Annotated in this window: 24 protein-coding genes; 2 read left to right on the forward strand and 22 right to left on the reverse strand. The window is 37.4% G+C overall.

The genetic code is table 11. From position 1 onward, the window contains the following. Positions 1-27: 27 nt before the first annotated feature. The 22 genes from AC1DYB_RS19630 to AC1DYB_RS19735 all read right to left on the reverse strand — a co-directional run bounded on the left by AC1DYB_RS19630 (position 28) and on the right by AC1DYB_RS19735 (position 21,880). Positions 28-327: an acyltransferase family protein gene (locus AC1DYB_RS19630; protein WP_477437290.1), complete on the reverse strand. Its 300-nt coding sequence runs from the start codon at positions 325-327 to the stop codon at positions 28-30. Beyond that, complete coding sequence (locus AC1DYB_RS19635; protein WP_477437292.1) at positions 314-1,243, reverse strand: glycosyltransferase; 930 nt, start codon at positions 1,241-1,243, stop codon at positions 314-316. The genes AC1DYB_RS19630 and AC1DYB_RS19635 overlap by 14 nt, the downstream gene beginning before the upstream one ends. Further along, entirely contained in the window at positions 1,236-1,772 is a 537-nt protein-coding gene (locus AC1DYB_RS19640) for an acyltransferase (RefSeq protein ID WP_477437294.1), read from the reverse strand. Before AC1DYB_RS19640 ends, AC1DYB_RS19635 begins: the two co-directional genes overlap by 8 nt. Then, entirely contained in the window at positions 1,766-2,917 is a 1,152-nt protein-coding gene (locus tag AC1DYB_RS19645) for a glycosyltransferase family 61 protein (RefSeq protein ID WP_477437296.1), read from the reverse strand. Before AC1DYB_RS19645 ends, AC1DYB_RS19640 begins: the two co-directional genes overlap by 7 nt. An 84-nt stretch (positions 2,918-3,001) precedes the next feature. Continuing rightward, complete coding sequence (locus AC1DYB_RS19650; RefSeq protein WP_477437298.1) at positions 3,002-3,934, reverse strand: glycosyltransferase family 2 protein; 933 nt, start codon at positions 3,932-3,934, stop codon at positions 3,002-3,004. 59 nt (positions 3,935-3,993) lie between these two features. Beyond that, positions 3,994-4,833, reverse strand: a complete 840-nt coding sequence (locus AC1DYB_RS19655) for an alpha-1,2-fucosyltransferase (RefSeq protein ID WP_477437300.1) — start codon at positions 4,831-4,833, stop codon at positions 3,994-3,996. Between the two features lie 40 nt (positions 4,834-4,873). Then, a complete protein-coding gene (locus AC1DYB_RS19660; RefSeq protein ID WP_477437302.1) occupies positions 4,874-5,806 on the reverse strand; it encodes a glycosyltransferase family 2 protein in 933 nt (310 codons plus the stop codon). Between the two features lie 3 nt (positions 5,807-5,809). Continuing rightward, positions 5,810-6,595: a DUF5672 family protein gene (locus tag AC1DYB_RS19665; RefSeq protein ID WP_477437304.1), complete on the reverse strand. Its 786-nt coding sequence runs from the start codon at positions 6,593-6,595 to the stop codon at positions 5,810-5,812. Beyond that, positions 6,585-7,538: a nucleotide-diphospho-sugar transferase gene (locus AC1DYB_RS19670; protein ID WP_477437306.1), complete on the reverse strand. Its 954-nt coding sequence runs from the start codon at positions 7,536-7,538 to the stop codon at positions 6,585-6,587. The genes AC1DYB_RS19665 and AC1DYB_RS19670 overlap by 11 nt, the downstream gene beginning before the upstream one ends. Continuing rightward, positions 7,535-8,548 (reverse strand): glycosyltransferase family 2 protein, encoded by a 1,014-nt coding sequence (locus tag AC1DYB_RS19675; protein ID WP_477437308.1) that lies wholly within the window; start codon positions 8,546-8,548, stop codon positions 7,535-7,537. Before AC1DYB_RS19675 ends, AC1DYB_RS19670 begins: the two co-directional genes overlap by 4 nt. A gap of 27 nt (positions 8,549-8,575) precedes the next feature. Continuing rightward, on the reverse strand, positions 8,576-9,706 hold the full coding sequence (locus AC1DYB_RS19680) for a glycosyltransferase family 4 protein (protein WP_477437310.1): 1,131 nt from the start codon (positions 9,704-9,706) through the stop codon (positions 8,576-8,578). Then, positions 9,706-10,755: a glycosyltransferase family 2 protein gene (locus AC1DYB_RS19685; protein WP_477437312.1), complete on the reverse strand. Its 1,050-nt coding sequence runs from the start codon at positions 10,753-10,755 to the stop codon at positions 9,706-9,708. The genes AC1DYB_RS19680 and AC1DYB_RS19685 overlap by 1 nt, the downstream gene beginning before the upstream one ends. Continuing rightward, entirely contained in the window at positions 10,740-11,609 is an 870-nt protein-coding gene (locus AC1DYB_RS19690) for an alpha-1,2-fucosyltransferase (protein ID WP_477437314.1), read from the reverse strand. The genes AC1DYB_RS19685 and AC1DYB_RS19690 overlap by 16 nt, the downstream gene beginning before the upstream one ends. Then, positions 11,596-12,237: a CatB-related O-acetyltransferase gene (locus AC1DYB_RS19695; protein WP_477437316.1), complete on the reverse strand. Its 642-nt coding sequence runs from the start codon at positions 12,235-12,237 to the stop codon at positions 11,596-11,598. The genes AC1DYB_RS19690 and AC1DYB_RS19695 overlap by 14 nt, the downstream gene beginning before the upstream one ends. Next, positions 12,221-12,853, reverse strand: a complete 633-nt coding sequence (locus tag AC1DYB_RS19700; protein ID WP_477437318.1) for a CatB-related O-acetyltransferase — start codon at positions 12,851-12,853, stop codon at positions 12,221-12,223. The genes AC1DYB_RS19695 and AC1DYB_RS19700 overlap by 17 nt, the downstream gene beginning before the upstream one ends. 9 nt (positions 12,854-12,862) lie before the next feature. Further along, on the reverse strand, positions 12,863-14,155 hold the full coding sequence (locus AC1DYB_RS19705) for an ABC transporter ATP-binding protein (RefSeq protein ID WP_295720297.1): 1,293 nt from the start codon (positions 14,153-14,155) through the stop codon (positions 12,863-12,865). Positions 14,156-14,158: 3 nt separating this feature from the next. Next, positions 14,159-15,016 (reverse strand): ABC transporter permease, encoded by an 858-nt coding sequence (locus AC1DYB_RS19710; RefSeq protein WP_477437321.1) that lies wholly within the window; start codon positions 15,014-15,016, stop codon positions 14,159-14,161. Between the two features lie 2 nt (positions 15,017-15,018). Further along, positions 15,019-16,137, reverse strand: a complete 1,119-nt coding sequence (locus AC1DYB_RS19715; protein WP_477437323.1) for a glycosyltransferase family 4 protein — start codon at positions 16,135-16,137, stop codon at positions 15,019-15,021. After that, positions 16,130-17,917, reverse strand: a complete 1,788-nt coding sequence (asnB, locus tag AC1DYB_RS19720; protein WP_477437325.1) for an asparagine synthase (glutamine-hydrolyzing) — start codon at positions 17,915-17,917, stop codon at positions 16,130-16,132. Before asnB ends, AC1DYB_RS19715 begins: the two co-directional genes overlap by 8 nt. A 163-nt stretch (positions 17,918-18,080) precedes the next feature. Then, entirely contained in the window at positions 18,081-18,596 is a 516-nt protein-coding gene (locus tag AC1DYB_RS19725) for a UpxY family transcription antiterminator (RefSeq protein ID WP_477437327.1), read from the reverse strand. An 18-nt stretch (positions 18,597-18,614) separates the two neighbouring features. After that, positions 18,615-21,038: a GumC family protein gene (locus tag AC1DYB_RS19730; RefSeq protein WP_477437329.1), complete on the reverse strand. Its 2,424-nt coding sequence runs from the start codon at positions 21,036-21,038 to the stop codon at positions 18,615-18,617. Then, the gene (locus AC1DYB_RS19735; RefSeq protein ID WP_477437331.1) at positions 21,038-21,880 is read right to left on the reverse strand and encodes a polysaccharide biosynthesis/export family protein; all 843 of its coding nucleotides are present in this window, start codon (positions 21,878-21,880) and stop codon (positions 21,038-21,040) included. The genes AC1DYB_RS19730 and AC1DYB_RS19735 overlap by 1 nt, the downstream gene beginning before the upstream one ends. Positions 21,881-21,925: 45 nt before the next feature. Between AC1DYB_RS19735 and AC1DYB_RS19740 the strand changes: the two genes are divergently transcribed. Together AC1DYB_RS19740 and AC1DYB_RS19745 are read left to right on the forward strand one after the other, a co-directional pair. Beyond that, positions 21,926-22,663 carry a glycosyltransferase family 2 protein gene (locus AC1DYB_RS19740; protein WP_477437333.1) on the forward strand — a complete coding sequence of 246 codons (738 nt, stop codon included), beginning with the start codon at positions 21,926-21,928 and terminating at the stop codon, positions 22,661-22,663. Positions 22,664-22,783: 120 nt separating this feature from the next. Continuing rightward, positions 22,784-23,005: a DUF6965 family protein gene (locus AC1DYB_RS19745; RefSeq protein WP_295720316.1), complete on the forward strand. Its 222-nt coding sequence runs from the start codon at positions 22,784-22,786 to the stop codon at positions 23,003-23,005. Positions 23,006-23,318: the final 313 nt, after the last annotated feature.

The raw sequence follows: 23,318 nt of genomic DNA on the forward strand, positions 1-23,318 counted from the left end.
GTGGAATATAGTGAACAGCGTTTGAGCCTATATAAAGCTTTTGAAACAGGCAGCAAATAGCACAATAATAATACTTAGCCAATATGGGGGGAATATGCGAAAGAATCTTCGTGCCAGAAAATCCTTTACACTGGTTGAATTATAGGCCGATATAACGATGCAATACCCGCTTATTACAAAAAACATAGGGACGCCAAGCCAGCCATACTTCACCAAGTTACGATACCAGTTATCTACGTGCGGAATGGCCTGGTTAAGATGAAAAAGAACAACAATCAACGCCGCAAAAAAACGCATCATGTCAATCATATAATTATGTTTTTGCATTTGTTTTAATTGTTGCCAAACCATCAAATAAGCCGCAGGCCCCCCGCCACCTTATATAATTGGCAGCACCTTGCCATGCCCTGTAGGTGAACCATGCCTTTGTTTTTCTGAACGGAACAGTAAAACCGGTTACTTTTTTCCAGGGATTTATATGGTGTTTTTCCAATACCTGTATCCATGATCTGTTGGTGTTGTTTAATAACCGGGCCAGGTAATTAACCTGCATACGCTGTTCTGGAATGATATGCTGTAGTTGCAGTGAGGGGAAATAACCAACCTGCCAGCCTGATCTTAAAATTTCGATCACCATATCATTATCTCCGCCCGAGGTAAGCTCATTACCAGTCCTGTCTGATATGACCGAACCGCTAGTTGTTATTTTATCAATGTATGCACCCAACGCCATTGTCCTGATGCCCATACCTGCACCAATGGGAGAACTGTTAGGGTATTCGTTTTTCCAGGTGCTTATCATTGCCTCGTCGCCAAGGTCACGGAGTGCCAGGCTGCCATAAAATTCCTTTAGCCATAGGGGGGGAGGTGATTCAAACAAAGGCGTCGATTTGCCACCTATGGCACCCAATGTTTTGTTTTTGCCAAATAGCGACAAGGTGTTTTTAAGATAATCTTTATCTAATACATTATCATCATCAACCATAACAATAATAGCACCCGAAGCTTGTCCAAATCCTTTTAACCGGGCATGTGTAAGTCCTGGTTTTGCTTCCTTCACTATTTTATGGTTGGGGTGCCAGCTCAGGTCGATATCAACAGCAGGAGCCGAATTATTGTCGACAATAATTAGTTCCCAATTTGTAAAAGGTAATGTTTGATCTTTTAAACCAGAAATGGTTTGGAGCAGACGCGAAGCGTGCGGGTTATAGGTAGGCAGTATTACCGATAGAAAATCAGTCATTACGATAACCAGTTATTTGAGCAGGTATCCCAACTGCAATTGCATAAGGAGGTAAGCTTTTAGCTACAACGGCTCCTGCGCCTACAATGCATCCATCACCAATTGTTACACCTCCTAAAATTTTCACCCCGGCACCTATCCACACATCGCTGCCTATTTTAACCGGCAATAAAACATCGCCCTGCGACCGGATCAATGCATTTTTATTAGCTATGGTATGGTTTGAGCTGATGATACAGGTATGCATAGCTATTAAAGTATTATCGCCAATTGTTACACCTCCGTGTCCATAAATAATACAGTACTCACCTAAAAAGGTGTTTTGGCCTATCGTTATTTCACCGCCATAGGCTTTTAAAACAGTGCCTTGCGATAATTCGCAGCGCTCATTAATAGTGATTTTACCTTTATGGCCATTTGAAAATCCTTTGGCTATATAAGCCCAAGGCCAGATCTTTACATTTTGCTTAATACTTATGCCGAAAGACCTCAATAAATTAACATAAATAAATGAGATAGCTTTTAACATATAAACTTTGTAAGTACATCGGAGAAAACCTTTAGCCCTGTTTCGGCATTTTCCTTGTCTTTAAAATCAAGGTACATAACCTGGTGTTCAAGTTTGCAAATATTTGAAAGCCTGCTATAACATGGCTGAAAGAATGCGCCATTTGGAAACAGCTCTAAAACTTTGGTGCCCGGTGTACATAAATATATATTACTTAGACCGGCACCATGAGGCGCTATAACGTGCGTTGCAGCCTGTAATTTAACAATGGTGTCATCGGCATCAATATGCGACAGCTCGACACTTTCTATATCCGGGAAAAGCGCTAATATTTCATTTTCCCATTCAACTTCCCGGGCATAAACGCTTTTCCGGCTTATCCATATCACTTTTTTGAAACGTGTTTGCTTAGCTTTTGCAGCATCAACGCCAAATGTTTCTTTTAAAGTATTTACGGCCCAGTTATTAAGCTGCTGGTCACCAACAAGCCTGTTGGTAAATATTAATTGTTCACAATCATAATGCGCCATGCTATCCATCCATACAATTTTGGCCCTATCTATATTAGCCTTATCTATCCATTTAAGCTTCCAATCGGTAGATGGCCCGTTGAACAGTAAGTGGTCGGCCTGGTTTATGATCGATCTGTACATTCCTGTTTTCGTGATTGATTCGAACAGGAAATGGTAAAAGCCTCCATCTGCACCTATTGTAAAAAATGATATGGCTGTACCCTTTAAATAGATTTTAGGAGGTAAATTTATGGCATTTAAGTAAGCTGATTGTTTAAGATTGATAACCCACTCTTTTGTTGATTCATCTATAAAGCTTCTTTTTTCGGGATCATATATTAATCCTAACTGCCCTATAATGCACGCGTTTGAAACACTGTATAAATATCTGTTGGGTGATTTAAAGACTCCGGAATACCTGAATCTTGGTTTTTTTTCTATTAGCCTGTGGCTTGTTTCCTGCGGATTACTTATTAATGGCGGCGCGTAATTTATGGTTTCGCCTTGTTCGTATTTCAATATAACCGAAAGGGTTTCGGGCTTATCTATTGACTCGCCAATGGGATCATTATAAATATCTTCAAACCTTTTTATCCTGTAAGGATTATTAGTAAAAAATATGACCACTATTTTTTTAAGATAATTTTTCAGCAAAATTTTAATGTATTATCGCGACTTGCGAAGCCGGTGTTTTTTTAAAAGTATTCTTTGATCTAACCACGATGTATTTTACTAATCTCAGGCGCCTTTTCTGAATGCAAGTTTTAATTGTAATAAACGTAAACTGATCCTTAACGATGGGGGTGTACCCCATTTAATGTATCCCCAGATCCTTGAATTGTTGTAAGGTACCTTTACTTTACACAATTCGCTTAACTGAAATGCTTTTTTTGCCGCTGCAAACTGACGATATATTATTAAACTACCTGCAGCAACCTGGGCTTGTTTCCCGGTTTCTATTCTGGTTGCGTCATCGTTAAAAATTTCAAAATAGTTTTGCAGCAGGCTTAACCTGGTTAGCCAGCTTAAACTTTGATCTGTACTTGCAGAAACGGGGTAGCGAAGGGAATAGGATAGGACCTCCTCAATGACATAAAACCGGGCTTTTTGTGCCGCCAGCTTTACATGAAGATCTGCATCTTCCCATATTCTGATATCTGTGTTGAAACCGCCCGTCTGCATGAATTTACTTTTCCGGTAAAGACCGTTAATACCCCCAATTGGGTGCGAAATGGTATATGTAACCGGGTTTTCATTAATCCCGGTATTAGAGTATTCCCAGCTTAAAGCTAATGCCTTTGTTTGGGCATCGTACCAGTTAACGTTGCATAAAACAACGTCAAATTGGTCGGTTTCGGCCATCCCGGCGGTTTTAACCAGGTAGTCGGGGTTTAAGCCATCGTCAATATCGTGAAAATGAAACCATTCGCACTGTGAGCTTTGGGCAAGTTTATTACGGGCAAACCCTGGCCCCCGGTTTTCTTCGCCTTTAATAACATGACACCCTTTTTGTTTAAGTACCTGGTAAGTATTATCGGTACTCGCATCATCGTAAAAAAGCACCTCATCAAAAGGCCTCTTAAGCTTTGCTATGTTATCCAAAAAAGCGTCAATATAGCTTTCGGCATTGTAGCAGGGCACCAATAATGCAAATTTCAGGCTTTTTTCCACTATCGAGAAAATAGAGCTTTTTGTAGAATTATAAAGATGGTTAAACTGATTTTCAATAATTATATAGTTACTTGTATCCAGTTATCCGGAACAATATTCGCCGGGTATTCTTTTTTTATTTTAAAGCCAAGCCAGTATTTAGGGCAAATAATTTGTTTGTTTTTCTTTTGATTTAAATAGGCCGCCCACCATGAAAATGAGCTGTTTGATATAATGCAGGCATCGGCATTCATTAAAATTTGAAAATCAATGATCATATCATTGCTGGCAAATTCGGCATTTTTGATATGACCGAATGTAGCGCGCGCAAACTCCATATCATCACTAACAAAAATTATTCTGCAATTTCCATGATCGGTTACCTGTTCAATACCTTCTAAATAATAATTTGCAGGCAACGTTAAATCATTACTGCCTAAATTTTGCTGCCACCAGTCGTTTAAATTTAAATAATCACCCCGTCTTACATGCACGGCAATAATCTTGTTGCTGGCAAAAGTATCCTTATATTTTGCACTAAATTGCTGTTGAAATTTTTCTTTTATCCTGATGTGGGAGGATATATTACCTGCTATACTTTCAAAAAAAAGTTCCGACTGGAAGTAGCCACGGTATATAAGCCCATTGGTTGCAGTGCTAATTATAGGATCTGAATAATTATCCACTGCTACACTTTGCAGGCTTTTTAAAATACTGCCACTCCTCAACTTAAAATAAACCCGGTTTATAAAGTTTTTTAATGGGTTATAGCCTTCCAGGTAAAAGTAGTCTGCTGCTGTAAATTTTTCAATAGTATCATTTATAAAGAAGGGGGTTTTTATTTTTTTTGATAATCCCCTTATAAACGCATACTGAAAAAGTTGATTACCCAGCCTGCATTCGATTACGATACCTACCATAAATTCATTTCAGGGAAGTTTATAAATATCATTGAAGTGTTTAGTGAAACCAATTGTATAGTTTTATTCGCAGGCGATTAATAATGGCAAGCCTATCCCAGTTTAACACCGGGCCATGGGCATCAGTACTGCAAATTAGCAAATGGTCCTGGTGCCATTTGTCTTTCATTTTAGGGTCGGATGTTTTGGCATCCATATGTACGTTTGCTACCGAAAGCGGTTCTTTTATTAAACTTCTTTTATTGCCCTTTACTATACGCAGCCAAAGTTCATAGTCAAGCGAGCAATGCAGGTCTTCCCATATAGACTGATGTATTTCCGTATTCCAAAAACAAGATGGTTGCACTAAGGAAGGGAACCTGATAAAATAATCTATAAATGGAATTACTTTTGTAATGTTCCTAAACTGTTGCTTATCAATTAAATACTCAAAAGCATATCCATAAACAAAGCTTGCCCTTGTTTTAATAAATTCCTGTATAACCCTTAAAAAGGTTTTATTTAAGTAATAGTCATCGCTGTTTATCCAGGCGTAATATGCGCCCGACGCTAAGCTAAAACCTTGATTAATAGCGTTTCCCTGTCCTTTGTCTTTTTCGCTTTGCCAATAGCTTATCCATGGCGAATATTTTTTGATGATCGCTGCCGAGCCGTCAGTGCTGCCTCCATCTATAACAATAAACTCCAGGTTAGGGTAATTTTGCAATAATACCGACCGGATGGTTTGCTCGATAAACTTATCCTGGTTATATGAAGGGGTTACAATGGTTAATTTAGGCCAGTTTATTGCCTTATCATAAACCGCGGGATCAACTTCCTCAGTCCAAGGCCAGCCTATGTTACTATTATCGACTTTAGGAAGATGATTTAGCAAACCAGTTTCCCTGTACTCAACACGTGGCAAAGGCCAGTCAACGCCTTTCTGCTGAAATTCAGATCTGTACGTTTTAAGATCAGGAAGTTTAATGTTCAATTTTTAATACAGGTTTTGAAAATTTGAAATATATTTCTCCCACACATCTGGTTCGTGTTTTTCAAAAGCATGGCAGCCAAAGGGCAGCTCATTGTTTAGTTTTTTTAACGACTCCTGTGGTGAGTGTTCTATAGAAAAACGAAGAGCAGTATCATCAGCGGGCAAACTAAAAAAGGGGTATAGTAAATTGCCCCAATATTTAAAGAAACCATCTTCATTGTTTGTTCCCCAGGCAGATGTTTTTGACTTTAAAACTTTAAGCAGCCGATAGCAAGTTTTGGTTTTTCGTAACGAAAACCCGCCGTTGCCAACATTACTTATTTTATGATTTGTTTTAAATATACGGTTAGCGGCATTTAATAATTTTGAATACCCTTTCAGAAATTGAATTTCGTTTGCCTGGTTTTCATGGGGTAAATTTGGTGCACCAATAAAATCATAGTTTTTTGTGCACCAGTAAGCAAGCTCATCTTTAAAAACAAAAGCATCAAGCTGATGGATTAGTATGTACTTGTAATCAAGAAAAGTTTTGTAAAACGTGGAAGATAACATCAATTTATTATAACCTTCTATTCCACTAAAATAATCATCATCAAACAAGGTTAAATTAAATGGGATGTGGCCCCGGCAAATATCCTCATAAGCGGTAGTATTCAGTTTAAATGGGCCAATGAATATTATTGGGTATTTTTTTAATACCCGGATGCATTGCTTTAATGAAATAAGCTCATTGGCATTGGGCTGCGGTTTATAAATGGGTATAATTACAGCAACCATTTTACCTGCCATTTTTTATTAAAATAGGCTTTAAAAACTTACCCGCCACTGCACGAAGCCTGTTTAAGTAGTATTTATATTCGGTGCCAATTAATATATGCCCTCTTTCATAATCATCGGCCTTTGTATTAACCTTAATATGTTGCGGGTGTTTTATTGTTGAAAGCTGATGCTGCACCATTTGCGATTGATTGGAATTGCTATCATGTGTATGCGTAGCATGAGCTCCAAACCCAATGTTTGATATCATATTTTGCCAGGGCACAATGCAGGCAGCATTGTTTTTCCACATCCAATACATAAACTGATAATCCCAGGCATCCAGGCCGTTTATGATCATGTGCATATTGTTTTCCCAAAACTTACGCTCACGATTATTGGTAAAAGTTCGCTCTATAACCTCGCGCCGGGTTTCATTAGTTTCACCGTCAAGTTTAAAACTATAATTTTTCCAGGCTCTTTTCCAGGTCGCCCAGCCCCAAACGTGTGGATATTTTGAAAAATAGTAGGTGTCGTTATTTAATGGTTTGGGCTGATAGCTTGTGCCGCAAACCATCATGATATTGGTGTTATCCCGGTATCTATTTAGCAAGGTTTCGCAATATTCAAAAAAACTGCTGTTGGGTATACAGTCGTCTTCCAGTATTATACCTTCCTCTACCTGTTCAAAAAACCAGGTAATACCTGTGGCAGGAGCAAGGCCGCAGCCCATATTTTTATCGCTGAATAAAGTTTTTACTTCGCACTCCCAGTCAATTTTTGAAACGATATTCCGGGTGGTTTTACATAGCTCAGCATCGTGTTGGTTATTTTCTCTCGGACCATCAGCGGCAATAAATAAATATTGGGGTTTTTGCTTACGTATTTCCTCAAAAACCTTTTCTGTGGTTTGGGGGCGGTTAAAGATTAAAAAAAGTATGGGCGTACTAAACATCTGCAAACGCGATAATCTCAATTAAACATTTCCTGATTTTTTAACATGTTAGTTAATTGACTATGATGTTTTATGATTTTTTTTCGATTATTGAAAATTGATATTAAGGAACCAAGATGTGATTGCAGCTTTAATTTTTCATCTACACTTAAAGGTTGCAACTTTATGAGTTTTTGCCTGGCTAATTTTACTGTAAACATTACCAGGACTTTTATATTATAAATAGACCAATCATTTAATTTTTTTTGTACCGAACGCTTATCGCCATCCATCAGCATAAGATAATTGTTTAGTAAAACATAAGAGTAGCTTATCCAGTACTGCATATTTAAAATGTACTTCAAGTTTTGCCTTTTTAAGGGGACAAAATGATGAAAAGTTAATCGATCATTTGCCACAATTTTGTATCCACTTATGTAAAAAACAAAGCAAATTTCAACATCTTCGCCACAGATTAGCTTTGTGCCATTTCTTCCCGAAGTAATTTGCTGCCAGTCTTTATTATACAAGTTAATAAATAAGCTTTTTCTGCAAACACATCCTGCACCATATACCCAATGTGCTGTTGAAGCCCAGGTTTGGGAGCCATTTACGTAGGACTGCTTATGTTTTTCAATATCCGACCAAGCGGGCTGTTCAGGGTCGAATATGCCGCAACCACCTAACACACCAATTTTATTATCAGCGCACATAGCCTCATAAGCTATACCCACATAATCAGCACACAATCTATTATCATCATCGCAAGTAAGTATATACTCATACTTTGCAGCCTCGATTCCCATTTTATGAGCATGGTTTTTACCGGGGATTGGTTGGGACAATAATCTGAAATCAGCATTTGGAGTAGTGTATTTCTCCCATTCCTGTGAAGCAACCTGGAGAGTATTATCTGTTGATGCATTATCAATTACAATAATTTCCCATAAAATATTTGCAGGCACCTGCTGCATTGCCAAATGTTTCAGCGTATCAGGTAGGCGTGCAGCACTATTATAACAACAGATGATAACTGATATACCTAATTGCATTTACGAAATTTTGAAATTAATATACTTTTAAGAGACGTATAAGGCATCCATATTCAATTTAAAAGATTCGTAGCTAAATAGTTCATTGTATTTTAAATAACCATTTATGCCGTATTGCTTGCTTAAGTTGGGATCATTTAACAGGGTTAATATAGCGTTTGCCTGCCCTTGCTTATCCATAGCGTTTAAGAGTAATCCATTAAACTGATGCTGTACAGACTCTGGAAGCCCGCCTGCATTAGAGGTTACACATGGTAATTGATTGGCCATAGCCTCAATAACAGCAATTCCATGTGTTTCTTGTAAACTTGGCTGATAATAAATACATGCGCTTTTTAAATACATGTCGGTGTCAGCTTTATAACCTTCGAAACGGATGTTATCAAGCATTTTTGTAGCATCTTTAAATTCCTTTAATAATGGTCCGTCACCAAGCCATATAAAAATAGCATTACTATACTTTGATGTTACGAGCTTAGCCACATCTAGCCAAACATGGGGGTTTTTATAATTTATAACATGCCCCATAGTTACAATATGCTGTTTATTATTACTTTTTGTAGTTTGCGTTTTTACGTGGTTTAAATTATCGTTTAGCAGGCAATTATAAATCACATTAACAAATTTTTCTTTATTAGCTATATCCCAATTTTCGCAAATGAGTTGTTTGTTTGATTGCGATACAGTTATGATCCTTTTGCGCTTACTCAGATTTGTGTTACATGTATATGATGTAAAAGGTGTATGATTTTTATTTGGAGTAGAATGCAGTATGTAATATACTTTTCCCCAGGGCAACCACAACAGATACAAATATTTTTCTGGTTCAACCGAGCAGATAGTTACACTTGCATAGCTGTATTTGAAACTTAATAATTGTATAGCAAAAACGGACTTAAGTATTTTGAATAATTCTTTTATGTTGGTGGTGAAATAATTGCTCAAGTGAGCGCAGCCATGTAATTGTTGTTTGATTTTAACAATAATGCCCGTTGTGTCACCTAAGTTTTTTAAATAAGGAAGTTGATCTTCGTTTTCTAACAGTAGTATAATATTTTCCTTGCCAAGGTATTTTATTAATGCTTTAAGGTGACTATTACTGCCGCCAAACTCAAATAATTTAGCAATAATAATATGTTTCTTTGCTGCTTTAAACATTATCTCCTGGCAAAGTTTAGTTTCCAAAACACCAGGCATTTCAAAGCTAACTTACAATACTCCAACGTGCTGAAACAACCTTTATAATTCTTATAAACTTTCAAAAATTGATATAGAACCTTAGGGGTATATATAGTTTGGTTTAAATAGAAACGACGGATGGTGGAGTTTTTTTTTATCCTGATGTAGTCTTTAAATTTGTGTGCGTCAAAACATGCTTTCTCCATATTTAACCTGACAAGTTCGTCCATCCAACCAATCACATCATTTAGTTTGTTTATATTATTGAAGGTTTCATTTTGGAAAAGCAACTCGCGTGTATATTGATCATTTAAAGAGGCATTTTCCCAAATCAGGCTTAGCATATTAACCCTGCAAATGGCCGAATTTTTGTCCTGGTTCTTTTTATTGGTAATAGAGAATTGATTATTATGGTGTCTGTATGAAAGCAACACATCGGGCATGTTATTTATTTTACCAAGTGATACACACCTGGTCCATAGTTCATAGTCTTCAGCACATTCAAATTCATTTAAGTACCTGAGGTTATTATCATCAATAAAGCTTTTTTTTAGCATCACAGTAGGATGTGCCAACGGACAATATTCAAGCATTCCTATCTTTATATCATCATGACAAATAGGGAAACTCACAATAGTTTGACTGTCTATTAGTTGATAAGCAGTTCCACACAAATCAATTTCAGAGTGCTGATCCAGGTAGTTTACCTGTTTTTCGAGCCGGGTTAAGTGGCTAATGTCATCTCCATCCATACGAGCTATGTATTTGCCCCTGGATAGGTTAATACCTATATTTAAACTGGCTACCAAGCCGCTTTTGATTTTTTTCTGTATAAAGTTAATCCTTTCATCTTTGTAGCTGCTGACAATTTCAATGGTTTTATCAGTAGAACAATCATCAACTATAATAAGTTCAAAAGCTGTAAGGGTTTGATTCAGTATGCTGTCAATGGCTGCGACAATATAGCTCTCGCAATTATAAACCGGCATTATTATACTAACAATCGGGGTAGTTATAATCTTATCCACGTTTCGGGTACAATATCCTTAGCCTGGTAATTTAATTCAGTGTCATTAAACCATTTTATTGGCGCAATCACAATTTTGTCGGGTTTAGTGTTGAGCCAGGCTCCCCACCAACTAAAGGTGCTGTTGGCTATAATATGATGTTTGCAGTTGTACATTAAACGAAGATCTTCAAAAGCAGAATGCTCGTCATTAATATCAACAAAGTGCGTTATATAATTTAGTTTGAGGTTGTGTTTTGCCCAGTTTATATCATCTGAGAAAATGTAAAAAATCGGATCAGTAAGCTTATTAGCAAGTAAATTAGCAGCGTTTTCGTAATAATCTGGCGAGCATGTGCCGTGAATTTTGTTCACGGTTTCTTCCTTTTCAAAGTCGCCCCTGCGGATATGTAAGCTTATCGCGTTGTTTGATTTAATTTTATTGAGCAAAAAACAATTTGTGGCAGATGGGGGAGCTTTGGGAGTAAACTCATTTTTTATTTGCGTTTTTATATCTGCAAAATATTTCTCAGATTGCCAGTATCCGCTTAAATATGCATTAGTTAAAGGGGTAAAATATAGTGGGTTAAATTCTAAATTCTTTTCTTCAACTATATGTGTCTCAGGTTTAAAAAGCTTACTTTTTAGAAAATTAAACCTTGTTGTTTTTTTTTGCTTAAATGCCGAAATTTCGGTTGTCGACGCTATGTTTTCTATAATATTGAAATCGCACAGATTATAGCTACGTAATGACTGATCATCAAAAAAATGGATATCAAGTTTAAAATCAGTGTTGTTTTTATATGCCAGGCTTTTTGCAAAAGCATATTGAAATAACTGATTTCCTAAGCCTCCATGAATTTTAACAATTAGCATATTTGTTTATAAAAGCTTCAATATCATGTAATTCAGTAAAATGTTCCTGCAGCCAATCATGTTCTTTATTCCACCATTCAAATTTCTCAAGAAAGGATATTTGATCCGGTTCAAAGCGATACTTTATAACCTGTGCCGGTACTCCAACAGCAATGGCATATGGTGGTATATTTCTTGTTACTACAGCGCCTGCGCCAATTATTGCACCATTACCAATTGTAATATCATCCATAACAATTGCATTAACACCAATCCATACATCGTTACCAATGGTAGTTTTGCCCATTTCAATAAAATATTGTTTATCGCTAAATGTCATACCATTTTGTTTGTGAACAGAAAAAAAAGCCGGATGGGTACTTACAAATTTAGAGGAGGGATGCTTCCCTAAGCAAATGGAAACTCCCTGCGCAACGGAGCAGAATTTGCCAATTTCGGTATTCATCATCGATACATTTTTCGAAAGATATGTGTAACTCCCAATAGTGCAATTGTCGATATAGCAATTCTCTCCAATTTTAACAAAAGGATTATTTGAGCCTAAATCTGGTATGCTATTACCCCGGATTTGACCATTTGATTTATAATTAAGAAGCTGCTTTAGCCAGTTTTTAATTATCTTCTTCAAGTTTTTTTACAATTATCTTTGCTTGTTCAACATCTTTTTCCCACCACGAAGACGCCAAAATTTTGTCAATTTTTTCCTGTGGAAAGCGATATTTTAAAATCTTTGCAGGTACACCCCCAACAACTGCAAAAGGCGGTACATCTTTATTAACAAATGCATTGCCTCCAACAACACAACCAATACCAAGGGTTATACCTCTTCTTATAGTGGCGCCAGATCCTATCCAAACATCGTGTGTAATGATGCATTTTTTTTGTGTTAATACTTCATATGGCGTATCGTTAAGAAAGCTGGATGTTGAAATTAGATTAAGCGGGTGTTCGCCGTGCCCTATATTTACATTGTTGGCAATAGAATTATATCTTCCTATAATTGTCTTTGAAATTAAAGTATTAAACCCAATATAAGTATAACTATCAATTGTGCTGTTTTCACAAACATATGATCCTTTTAAGATAGTTATGTTGTGTCCTTTAACAGCTTTTATATCCACATCGTCAGCATGGATGTTGTTTGATTGTTTTTTGAAATATTGTATTCGTTTTTGCTCTTCCGTATGTTTTTTTAAAAAAGCATACAATATAACCTTCAATTTTTTTAGCTGGGATAATAACATTCTTAATTTTTATTCAATTTTCTTCCACTCGGGCGTAAGGAAAAACAGCCCGGCCGATTTTGGCAGGTAGCGGCTGGTTAGTTTGCCTCCATCGATAATTTCAAAAGAAATACAATCTTCCCGGTAATCATATATTTCGGTGCTTGACGTATCACCACAATAAAGACTTAAATAATAGGTGCCTGGATATAACCGCAGGTCGTTTAATGTTATGCGGTAAAGAGCAGTATTTTCGGCTGATGCTGATACCTGAAAATGCGAATCTTCATCGATCATGTTAGCTATTTTAATGCCATCAACAGTTTTTAGTTCAATGGATGTGCGAACCTGGCTTTGATTGGGGTTTTTAAATTGCAGGTGAATATATATATGCATATCATCACCTAACGAGAATAGGCGCGTACTATCTGACCGCCCATGCTTTTTTAGATAAACATCTACAAAACTAACTTTTTTATTACCTATTCCAGCTGTAATTGTTTCACTTAAGTTTACGTAAGCTTCAGTTAAAAGATCAGATTTTAAATAATCATCAACAATTTTACTTGTTAGGCCATTCATGGCCACCAGCCCGTTTTTTAATAATATGGATTTATTGCAAAGTTGATTTATAGCTGCCATATTATGGCTAACAAACAAAATAGTTCTGCCTTCCCCTTTACTAACTTCCCCCATTTTTCCCAAACACTTCTTTTGAAATTCGGCGTCACCAACGGCTAATACCTCATCAACAATCAATATTTCCGATTCCAGGTGGGCCGCCACGGCAAAAGCAAGGCGCACATACATGCCCGATGAATACCGTTTTACCGGCGTATCCACATATCGCTCAACTCCCGAGAAATCTACGATCTCATCAAACTTTCGCTTTATTTCTGCTTTACGCATGCCCAGGATGGCACCGTTAAGATAAATATTTTCCCTGCCGCTTAATTCGGGGTGAAAGCCCGTACCAACTTCCAGTAAACTGGCTATTCGTCCTTTTAGTTTAACCGAACCTGTGGTAGGAGCGGTAACCCGGCTTAGTATTTTAAGCAATGTGCTTTTGCCGGCACCATTACGACCTATAACGCCAACGGCATCGCCGTGTTCTATCTCAAAATTGATATCCTTTAAGCTCCATACAATGTTACTTTCACCTTTTTTTGCGCGATCGTTAACTTCGCCTATTTTTAAAAAAGGATCTTCTTTACCTCTCATCTTTGCCCAGTAACGTTCCAGGTCGCGGGATAGGGTTCCTGTGCCTATTTCTCCTATCTGGTAAGCTTTTGAAAGATTTTCTACTTTAATTACCGATGGCATATATTACACTGTATCTATAAAGGTGCGTTCAACGCGGTTAAAAATTACTATCCCAATTAAAAGTATCAGTATTGTTATCGCAGTGGTGATCCCTAAGGATAGCATAGTAAAAGTACCCTGGCCAAGAAAGCCATATCTGAAAGATTCAATAATTGGCGTCATCGGGTTATATTCAACCATCCATTGGTATTTGGGGTATTTTTCCTTAACGGTAGATAAAGGATAAATTACTGTAGTTAAATACATCATTAGCTGGATACCGAAGGTAATTAGGAAGCTTAGGTCACGATATTTTGTAGTCATGGCAGATATGATCATTCCAAGCCCTAAACCTAACATTGCCATTAACATTAATAAAAAAGGGAACAGTAACAGATAGGCATTGGGATGAACATTTGCGCCTTTAAATACATAAAATCCTATCATCAGGAAAAAAAGCACCATTTGAACGCCAAAACGGATCAGGTTTGAAACCACAATGCTTAGCGGTACTATAAGCCTGGGAAAGTATACTTTGCCAAAAAGACCGGCGTTTGCTGTAAAAACTGAGGATGTTTTTGTAAGGCAATCTGCAAAATAGTTCCATGCGGTAATACCTGCCAAATAGAATAATGGCTTAGGTAAATGATCGGCAGAGATGTCTGCAAGGTTACCAAATACAAAAGTGTAAATGACAGTAGTGAACAATGGCTGAATAAAAAACCACAATGGGCCAAGGATGGTTTGTTTATAAAAAGAAACAAAATCGCGCCGTACCAATAACATCAGCAAATCCCGATAATGCCATATATCATCAAGTTTTAAGTCAAATAAGCTGCTGTGGGGAGTTAATTCAATATCCCATTTTTCTTCGGTAGGCATACTCATTCGTTTAATAGTAATTGTAATTTTTGCATGTAATCTATTTCGTTAAAATGCAACAGGCATTGCTTTTGCAACTGCTTGCGTTTAACAGCTGTTAATGGCGATTCTAAATATTCGGTAATGCATTTACTCAGTTCGCAGATATCATCTGCATTTATTGCATGACCTAATTCGCCATTTCTTATCGCATCAATACTGCCATCGGCATTACCGCAAATAACCGGCAATCCACAGGCAAGGGCTTCAATAAATACTATACCAAAACCTTCTTTTTTGCTGGGTAGCACAAACAGGTCGGCCAATAAAAAATAGTCTGTTAGTTCAGCTTCTTCAATAAAACCTGTAAGTATTACCTGTTCTGCTACGTTATGGTGTACTATAAGTTTTTTTATTCTGTCCTCTTCTTTGGTATCGTACTTTCCTGATAGTATATATTTAATACCCGGAAAATGCTGTTTTAAGTTGCTGATAGCTTCTATTACATGCTCGTATCCTTTGTATTGTTCTGTAGAAGCAAGGCGTGTTAATGTAAAAATAACGGGCTGATTTGTTGTTAACTTATAGCGCTCAAGAAGGTGTTTCGGCTTCTCAAAGGTTACCGGCAGCTTCATGAATGGGTCGATCGCGTTATTTAAAACCCGGCAAATATCTGCACTTACACTGTGTCGTTTTAGCATTTGCTCACGCGTAAAATTGCTTACACAAATTACCTTGTCGCAACGTTTTAAAAGATATTTTTTAACAAATGAAAGCGGCCGCCAAACCTCAATGCCATGGGCAATAAGCCAAACCTTGCATTTAGGATGAACCAATTTTATAAACAAACCAACACTTGCCAGGTTTATGTGGCTTAAAATAATAACATCGGGCATTGTTGATTTACTCACAGCCTTAAATGCAAAGTTAACGCGGTTAACTCCAAAGCCTTTAAAAGCATTTGCCTGCAGATATTGGGGCATCAGATCGGTTTGCTTATCATAAGCAGACCATAGTTCAAAATTCCCTTTGTTGGTTTTTGCCAGTTGCTGTAATGAATGCCCCAGCGTACGGGTCATTTTTTGGATGCCGCCAGTAGTGCTGAATGTTTGTAAAGTAAAAAGTATTACTTTTTTAGACATTGGCTTGTATTTGGTAAAGAGCAAAAGCTTTTGACCAATGGATTTGGTTATTTTTAAAATTTTTAATTACACTTTGTGCTATTTTACCCCGATATAAGCTACTATCGCTTATTGGTTTGTATTGGCTCATCCATTGTTGTAATGGAAATGTAAAGCCCATTTTTGGCCGGTTCCAAACCGCTTCGGGTAGCAGGCCGTTAAAGCTATCAATCAGAATTTTTTTTGCTTGTTGGTTATTGAATCTTATTTCCGGCGCGATGCTTTCAGCCAGACTTGTAAAGTCCTCGTCTAAAAAAGGGACCCTAACTTCTAAACCATGATTCATGCTCATCACATCAGTATCTCGCAGGAGTTGATTTTGCATATAAAGGTTTGCTTCAAACCATGATGCATGTTCCTGATCATAAGGCCCCAGATGAGGGATATCAAAACCATTAAAAAGAACTTCCCTAACTTGTTTATCATCAGTATTAAGCGCCTTTGCAATATCGCCCGGCGAAAACAATCCTCTCAATAAAAGATAATCGGCTGCCGAATGGTCATTACCCAAAAAGGTAAGCTTTTTATAATGATCTGGTAATAACCCTTTAATAGCCGAAAATAGGGAAGGAGGGAGTTTTCTTAAATATCCAAGATACCGTATCCGGTTAAATGAGGGATAACCACCAAAATATTCATCAGCGCCTACGCCGGATAGTACTGCTTTTAAGCCATCCTCATGTGCGTACTTGCTAATAAACCAGCTATTGATGCCATCGGTAGTTGGCATATCCATGGCGTTAATGATTTGCGGAAGGAAAGTTTCAAAATCATCCTGCTTCACTAAGTGCGAAAAATTTTCACCGCTTACCTTATCTAAAACTACGCGCTGATACGCCTGTTCATCATAGTTTTTTTCGTTGAAAAATATCGAGATGGTTTTAAGCTGCTCCTTTTTTTCTTTGTCTGCTAATAGCGTAATAAGGCTTGAATCTATACCACCGCTTAAAAATACACCCAATGGCGCATCTGCAATCAGCTGGCGGTTTACACCTTTTATTAAAGCATTTTTTATCAGCTGCCGGGCTTCATTAACATCGGTTATCTGATTTTTTAATACAGTTTGTTTATAAGGGCTGATCTCATGCGTTGATGATGCATGGGTCCAACATAAATAATGCCCTTTGGGTAGGCTAAATACATTTTTTAAAGTAGTATACGGTTCTGGTATATGGCCAAACGCTAAAAACCTTATAGGCCAATTGGGATCTTTTTCGGCAGATATGCCAGCCGCCGTAAAAGCTCTTATTTCTGATGCGAAACTCAGCTGGCCACCTTCGGCGAAATAATATACCGGTTTTATACCAGCCGTATCGCGTACCAGGTAGGTAAGCCCCTTCATGCTATCAAATAAGGCGAATGCAAACATGCCTCTCAATTTGGAGAAGGCTTCAGTTCCCCATTGCAAATAGGCGGCAATTATTACTTCTGTATCAGTAACGGAATTGAAGCTAACCCCAAGCCTTAACAGCTCGTTTCTTAATTCCTGGTAATTATAAATTTCGCCGTTAAAGGTTATCCATGCTTTTTGCGTCACATCTGCCATTGGCTGATGCCCGTTACTGCTCAAATCAATTATGGATAGCCTGCGGTGCCCAAATGCGAGATGTTGTTTTTCATCATAAAAAATACCTTCGTCATCTGGTCCTCCATGTTGCAATACTTTGCACATCATGCTCACCTTTTCCCGGATAAGTTGGGGTTGTAACCGCTTATTAATTATTCCAACTATCCTACACATACTTTATAAATATTCACAGCTTCGCCCCGTAAACTACATTTTTAATTGTAACTTATTATTTAACAGTGACTTATACTTATTGGTATAGGCCTGTTTTTTTATTAATTGATGGCTGATTTAAAATCAGCCATCAATATTTTTTAATTAAAATAAATAATTTCAATTAAAATCTTTCAATATAAGATGCGGCAACATGGACAATTATGGAGCATCCTATACTTTCAAGCCTTAATATCAATTGCTTTTGCGACCGCTGCGATATTACTTCCCCGGTCATTCCTTTTAATGGACCTGCTTTGAGTATGATTTTTTCTCCCGCCTGCAGATCATCTTCGGTAATCTCCAATTCATATGGGCTGGCCATTAATAACTTTAACTCTGTTATCTGGCGGCTGGGCATTGATGCGGGCTTCCCCATGAAATATAAAAACCTTGATATGCCTTTTGTCATCAATATATCGGCCTGCTCATGTTGAGCAATGTTAACAAATATGTATGATTTAAGAAAAGGCTCTTCAACCCATTTTTTGCGATCGCTCCATTGTTTTAATTGTCGGTGCAGCGGCAGGTAAGCTTCAACCCCTTTGTTTATTAATGCCTGGTATACTTTTTTTTCGGCACGAGGGTTTGTATAAACAGGATACCACTTTTTTGTTGTTTCACTTACCTTTAATTCCATTGTTTTAATAAGTGCATCTTATTGTTTAAACCATCGCCTTATATCCCACCATTTATTTTTATCATCATCTAAATAATAGCCAGATCCCGAGTATCCGCTATAGTCAGAGTAATAGTAATATCTTGAACCCGCATTGTCGCCGGTAAATTTGGTAGTATAGTATCTTGCATGTAAAAGGTCTTCTTCAAAAGCGTTTAGTACAATTACGGTATTATCAAGATGATATTCTTGTGCTATGCGTTGAGGAACCGTAGCTGCATAAAATTTAGATTTTCCTGATCGGATCACAAAAACATTGATATCGCTCATCCTTATTAAGGGGATTGCATCAGATACCAGGCCGATTGGCGCGGTATCAATCATTATAATATCATACCTTAATTTCAATTCGGCAATCATCGCAATCATCCTGGCGCTGTGCAGTAATTCTGATGGGTTTGGAGGAACCGGGCCTGAAACCATAAAATCGAGATTATCCTGTTCAGAGTGGAGAATAATTTCATCAAGCGTGCTTTGGTGAGCAAGGTAGTTGCTTAAGCCTTTGTCATTAGGTACATGAAAGGTTTTATGGAGTCTTGAGCGCCTTAAATCGGCGCCGATAAGTATAACCTTTTTATCAATGAGCGATAGGGTACTTGATAAGTTTACAGCTACAAATGATTTACCCTCGCCGGCAACCTCCGATGTTATACAAATTATTTTACTGGCCTTTTCTGATGCAAGGAAGCTTAGATTGGTACGCACCGAACGAACCGATTCGGCAAATATGGATCTGGGCTTACTTAGGACTAAGACCTGCCTGCTGTTTTCATCAATGTGTTCCGGATATTTTCTTATAACCCCCAGTATAGGTATTACTGTAAGGCTTTCAATGGTTTCCTTATCATAAATATAAGGGTTAAGTATCCTTATTGAAATAATGAGGCCAAGGCCTATTGCCAAACCCAAAATGATGGCCGAACGATGGATATCATGTTCGTTTGGTGATACAGCATTATAATTGGGCTGTGCAAATTCAATAACCGTGGCACCGGGTAATATGCCGGCGCGGCTTATCTGAGCTTCCAGTTTCTTTTCTGACAGAAAGGAATATACCTTATCATTTATCTCGAAATCCCGTTGTAAAGCAACAAGATCACGCTGGGCTGCCGGTAATGACATTATGGTTTGGTTAATCTGCGCTAACTGACTATCCAAATAAGCTATGTTTTTTACGACACTGTTACGCACACCTTTTATGTTATTTAAAGCGGTGAGTTTACTTTGAAGTATTTGCTGATTAATATCAAGCAGGGGTTGAGAATTAGGTGTATAAGTTTTTAATAAGGCTGATCTTTCAGATATCTGTACATCTAACTTGCCTATTAATGCGTTTAAAACAGGTAAATCAGTTCCGCCAGAACTGAAATTTAATGTAACATTATCCTTTTCTTTGGTTATTTGATCTGTTAGCTGATCAAGTGCTATCATCTGAATTTTTAACAGTGATCTTCTTGTTTCAATCTCGGCGGCTTTACTGGCCGAAGTAGCTGAGGCAGAGCTTACATCAAGTATTTTGTTTTTGTTTTTATATTTTTCTATTGAACTTTCTGATCCTTTTACTTCACTGGATAGGAATGAGAGCTGGCTGTCAATAAAATCAATCATTTGTGATGCCGACTGTGATTTCTGGTTTCTGTCAAAAATCACATACTCCTTCATGATATTGTTAAGCACATCAGCAGCAAACTGGGGGTTAAGGTCGGTTTCCTGCAGCGAGATAATATTGGTATTCTTGCCGGTTTCGCCGGCTCTTAAACCACCCTGCACCCTGCCTATATAATCTTCCGGAATATTGAACTTGAAAAGATAAATTGTACTGTTATCAATAGCGCCAGGGTATTTTATGGTAAAACTGGTATTGCCTATAGTTATAGGTGCATTATAGCTATAGTTGTTTTTAGTTTCTTTTTCGCCCGTTTTATAAGAGAGGCTAAAGATTTGTTTGTTGATAGGTTTGTAACTTATAATATCATGATAAAAGTTTAAGCTATCAAACTTTATAAGTTGAATGCTTAATGGCTTTGATGGATATGTTTCGGAGGTGCGTACGCGGCCGGATATAAAAAAACTTACCCGGTAGTCCATGTCTTTTATAGCACTAAGTATTACATTTCTGCTTTGTAATACCGAAGTTATACTCTGTATTTTTGATGGCCCGCGTTCGGGCACTGCCATTACAGATATAAGATCTGAAACTTCCGACTTTCTTTCTTCAATTTTTAATGTGCCGGATGTTGCAAACGTTTTAGGCGTGTACCATAAATAAGTATAAGATATAATCACAGCCAAACCCACAGATGCGGCAATCCAATACCAACGACTCAACAATACTTTGCCAATCTTGAAATAGTCGATTTCCTGGTTAGGCAGTTTTCTTTGGAATTTTTCTGTTTCTTCCATTAGCGGCGGGAAAGCGATAAAACAAGTAAAGCTGTACTCAGTAAAAGCAACATTGGCTGTACAATGGATGAAGCGTTTTGTAAATTATCATTACGTATGGCGCGTTTGTTTTGAGCTATATATACAATATCGCCATTTTGAAGTACAGCCCTCGGATCGTTTATTGATTGTATGTTCCTAAGATCTACGTAGGTTACCTGGGGATTTTTTTGATCTCCACGAATTATTTTAACGTTTGATATATTAGCCTTCTCTGTAAGGCCTCCAGCCTGTCCAATCATTTCAATCAAAGTGGTTTTGTCTCTAACCAATGGAAAATTTCCCTGCCCCTTAATTTCGCCAAGTAAGGTAACCCTCAGGTTGGTGATTTTTAACTCAATTATGGGATCTTTTAAAAGGTTTTTACGGTAAAGGTCTTCAATAAGTTTTGATGCCTGGGTGCGTGTAAGTCCTACGACAGCAACATGGCCAATAACAGGTAGGGCCACGGTGCCTTCTTCGTCAACCTGGTAAGTTTGTCCGGCTCCAGCGCTTCCACCACCGCCTCCGCTATTTGATGAAGGCGCTTCATCAACTACATATTTAATATTTTGCAGGTTTCGTATCTGCAGCATATCCTGTGATTTTATGCGATAGCTGCTTAAATCGTTATAACTTTTCTGCGATACTGTATCAGTATTGACAGTTTTTTGTTCAAATAAAGGTTGGTACTGCTTACCTGAGCAGGAAGATAGAATAAGAACTATTAAAAAAATAGGGAAAATTGACGTTACTATGCGCATGAGGACAAAAAACTTATGCTTAAATATTTTTATAATTCTGCATTGATTCCAAAAATACATAATTTGCGGGTATTAACGATTCGTATTTTTTCCAATTTATAGAGTTTGAAGATTTCATTAGTTACCGTTGTTTATAATGCCCAGGATACCATAGCGCAATGTATCCAATCTGTTATCAGCCAAAAACATCCCGATATTGAGCATATTGTTATTGATGGCGGATCAACCGACAATACGGTAAGTATTATAAAAAAACATATAAAACACATCAATTTTTTTGTTTCTGAACCAGATCAAGGCATATATGATGCCATGAACAAAGGAATCAGGATAGCTACTGGCGAAATTGTTGGTACTCTTAATGCCGATGATCGCCTGGCTGATGATCAGGTTTTATCAACAGTAGCACAGGTATTTACACAACAGGATATTGATGCGGTTTACGGAAACCTGAACTATGTTAATCTCAACGGAAAAACAATCCGGAAATGGAATGCAAAGCAGTGTGTAATTAATTCCTTTAACTGGGGATTTATGCCCCCGCATCCCACGTTTTATTGCAAACGTAACTTATTTGAAAACTTGGGCTTTTATAGCCTGGAATACGGCTCGGCGGCCGACTATGAACTGATGCTACGGTTTATGTATCTGCATAAAATCAAATGTTTTCATATAAACAAAATAATGGTTGCTATGCTAGGCGGTGGCGTAAGTAATAGAAGTTTTAAAAGTAGGTTTAAAGCCTGGGGTTTTGATTTAAAAGCTATGCGTAAAAATAACATTGTGTTTCCTGTGTTGGCGTTACTTTTAAAACCCTTAAGGAAAATTTATCAATATATTTAATTGGTTTTTATACACATTTCACATCCCCGTACTTAGCGTTATTTGCTACATTGTAACATGAAAGTTTCAATTTGCAAGCGGGTTCGCTGATTAAATGAATCGCTTTTTTAACTTTGCGGCATGACAGAGCAAGACCTGATAGCCTACTTAGAAGCAGCAACATTACCTGAAACCTTACGCCTTGATAGGGCAACCACCCAACTTGATGTTAAAGAAGCTGTAAAAAGGAATATCGAACAGATGACGTCAGATGTTAAAGATGGAAATGCGAAACACCGGTTAACCAGGATATGGTATGCCCTTGAAAATCCATATAACGGACCAGAAATACCTCGTTTTTAATATCCCCGCTCAATTTTACCAATTTTAAATAGCATCTCTCAGTTTTAACGGACGCAGGGCTCATTGTTTTCATTTTTAAATGAAAAAACTGCTGACCGCCTTTTGATTAACTATTTTGTAATAAAATGGATAGAGAGTCAAATTAAAGTCATAATAGTTAAGGCGTTTTTCTGGATTTTAATCAGCCGCTGCAAAGTTTCATTCAAATTTTCGGCGAAAATATTGATAGCGAAATCTTGGTAAAGGAGACTTTTTAATTGATCATTTTGGCTGTATTGCTGTTAAGCTTTTGTTACTTTAATTTAAAGTAATC

It is taken from the genome of Mucilaginibacter sp. P2_A4 (genome assembly GCF_056405015.1).

Excerpts from the sequence above, each read along its gene's own strand:
- AC1DYB_RS19630 (WP_477437290.1), bottom strand. The coding sequence starts at position 327 with ATGCAAAAACATAATTATATGATTGACATGATGCGTTTTTTTGCGGCG.
- AC1DYB_RS19635 (WP_477437292.1), bottom strand. The coding sequence starts at position 1,243 with ATGACTGATTTTCTATCGGTAATACTGCCTACCTATAACCCGCACGCT.
- AC1DYB_RS19640 (WP_477437294.1), bottom strand. The coding sequence starts at position 1,772 with ATGTTAAAAGCTATCTCATTTATTTATGTTAATTTATTGAGGTCTTTC.
- AC1DYB_RS19655 (WP_477437300.1), bottom strand. The coding sequence starts at position 4,833 with ATGGTAGGTATCGTAATCGAATGCAGGCTGGGTAATCAACTTTTTCAG.
- AC1DYB_RS19665 (WP_477437304.1), bottom strand. The coding sequence starts at position 6,595 with ATGGCAGGTAAAATGGTTGCTGTAATTATACCCATTTATAAACCGCAG.
- AC1DYB_RS19675 (WP_477437308.1), bottom strand. The coding sequence starts at position 8,548 with ATGCAATTAGGTATATCAGTTATCATCTGTTGTTATAATAGTGCTGCA.
- AC1DYB_RS19680 (WP_477437310.1), bottom strand. The coding sequence starts at position 9,706 with ATGTTTAAAGCAGCAAAGAAACATATTATTATTGCTAAATTATTTGAG.
- AC1DYB_RS19690 (WP_477437314.1), bottom strand. The coding sequence starts at position 11,609 with ATGCTAATTGTTAAAATTCATGGAGGCTTAGGAAATCAGTTATTTCAA.
- AC1DYB_RS19700 (WP_477437318.1), bottom strand. The coding sequence starts at position 12,853 with ATGTTATTATCCCAGCTAAAAAAATTGAAGGTTATATTGTATGCTTTT.
- AC1DYB_RS19705 (WP_295720297.1), bottom strand. The coding sequence starts at position 14,155 with ATGCCATCGGTAATTAAAGTAGAAAATCTTTCAAAAGCTTACCAGATA.
- AC1DYB_RS19710 (WP_477437321.1), bottom strand. The coding sequence starts at position 15,016 with ATGCCTACCGAAGAAAAATGGGATATTGAATTAACTCCCCACAGCAGC.
- AC1DYB_RS19715 (WP_477437323.1), bottom strand. The coding sequence starts at position 16,137 with ATGTCTAAAAAAGTAATACTTTTTACTTTACAAACATTCAGCACTACT.
- asnB (WP_477437325.1), bottom strand. The coding sequence starts at position 17,917 with ATGTGTAGGATAGTTGGAATAATTAATAAGCGGTTACAACCCCAACTT.
- AC1DYB_RS19725 (WP_477437327.1), bottom strand. The coding sequence starts at position 18,596 with ATGGAATTAAAGGTAAGTGAAACAACAAAAAAGTGGTATCCTGTTTAT.
- AC1DYB_RS19730 (WP_477437329.1), bottom strand. The coding sequence starts at position 21,038 with ATGGAAGAAACAGAAAAATTCCAAAGAAAACTGCCTAACCAGGAAATC.
- AC1DYB_RS19735 (WP_477437331.1), bottom strand. The coding sequence starts at position 21,880 with ATGTATTTTTGGAATCAATGCAGAATTATAAAAATATTTAAGCATAAG.
- AC1DYB_RS19745 (WP_295720316.1), top strand. The coding sequence starts at position 22,784 with ATGACAGAGCAAGACCTGATAGCCTACTTAGAAGCAGCAACATTACCT.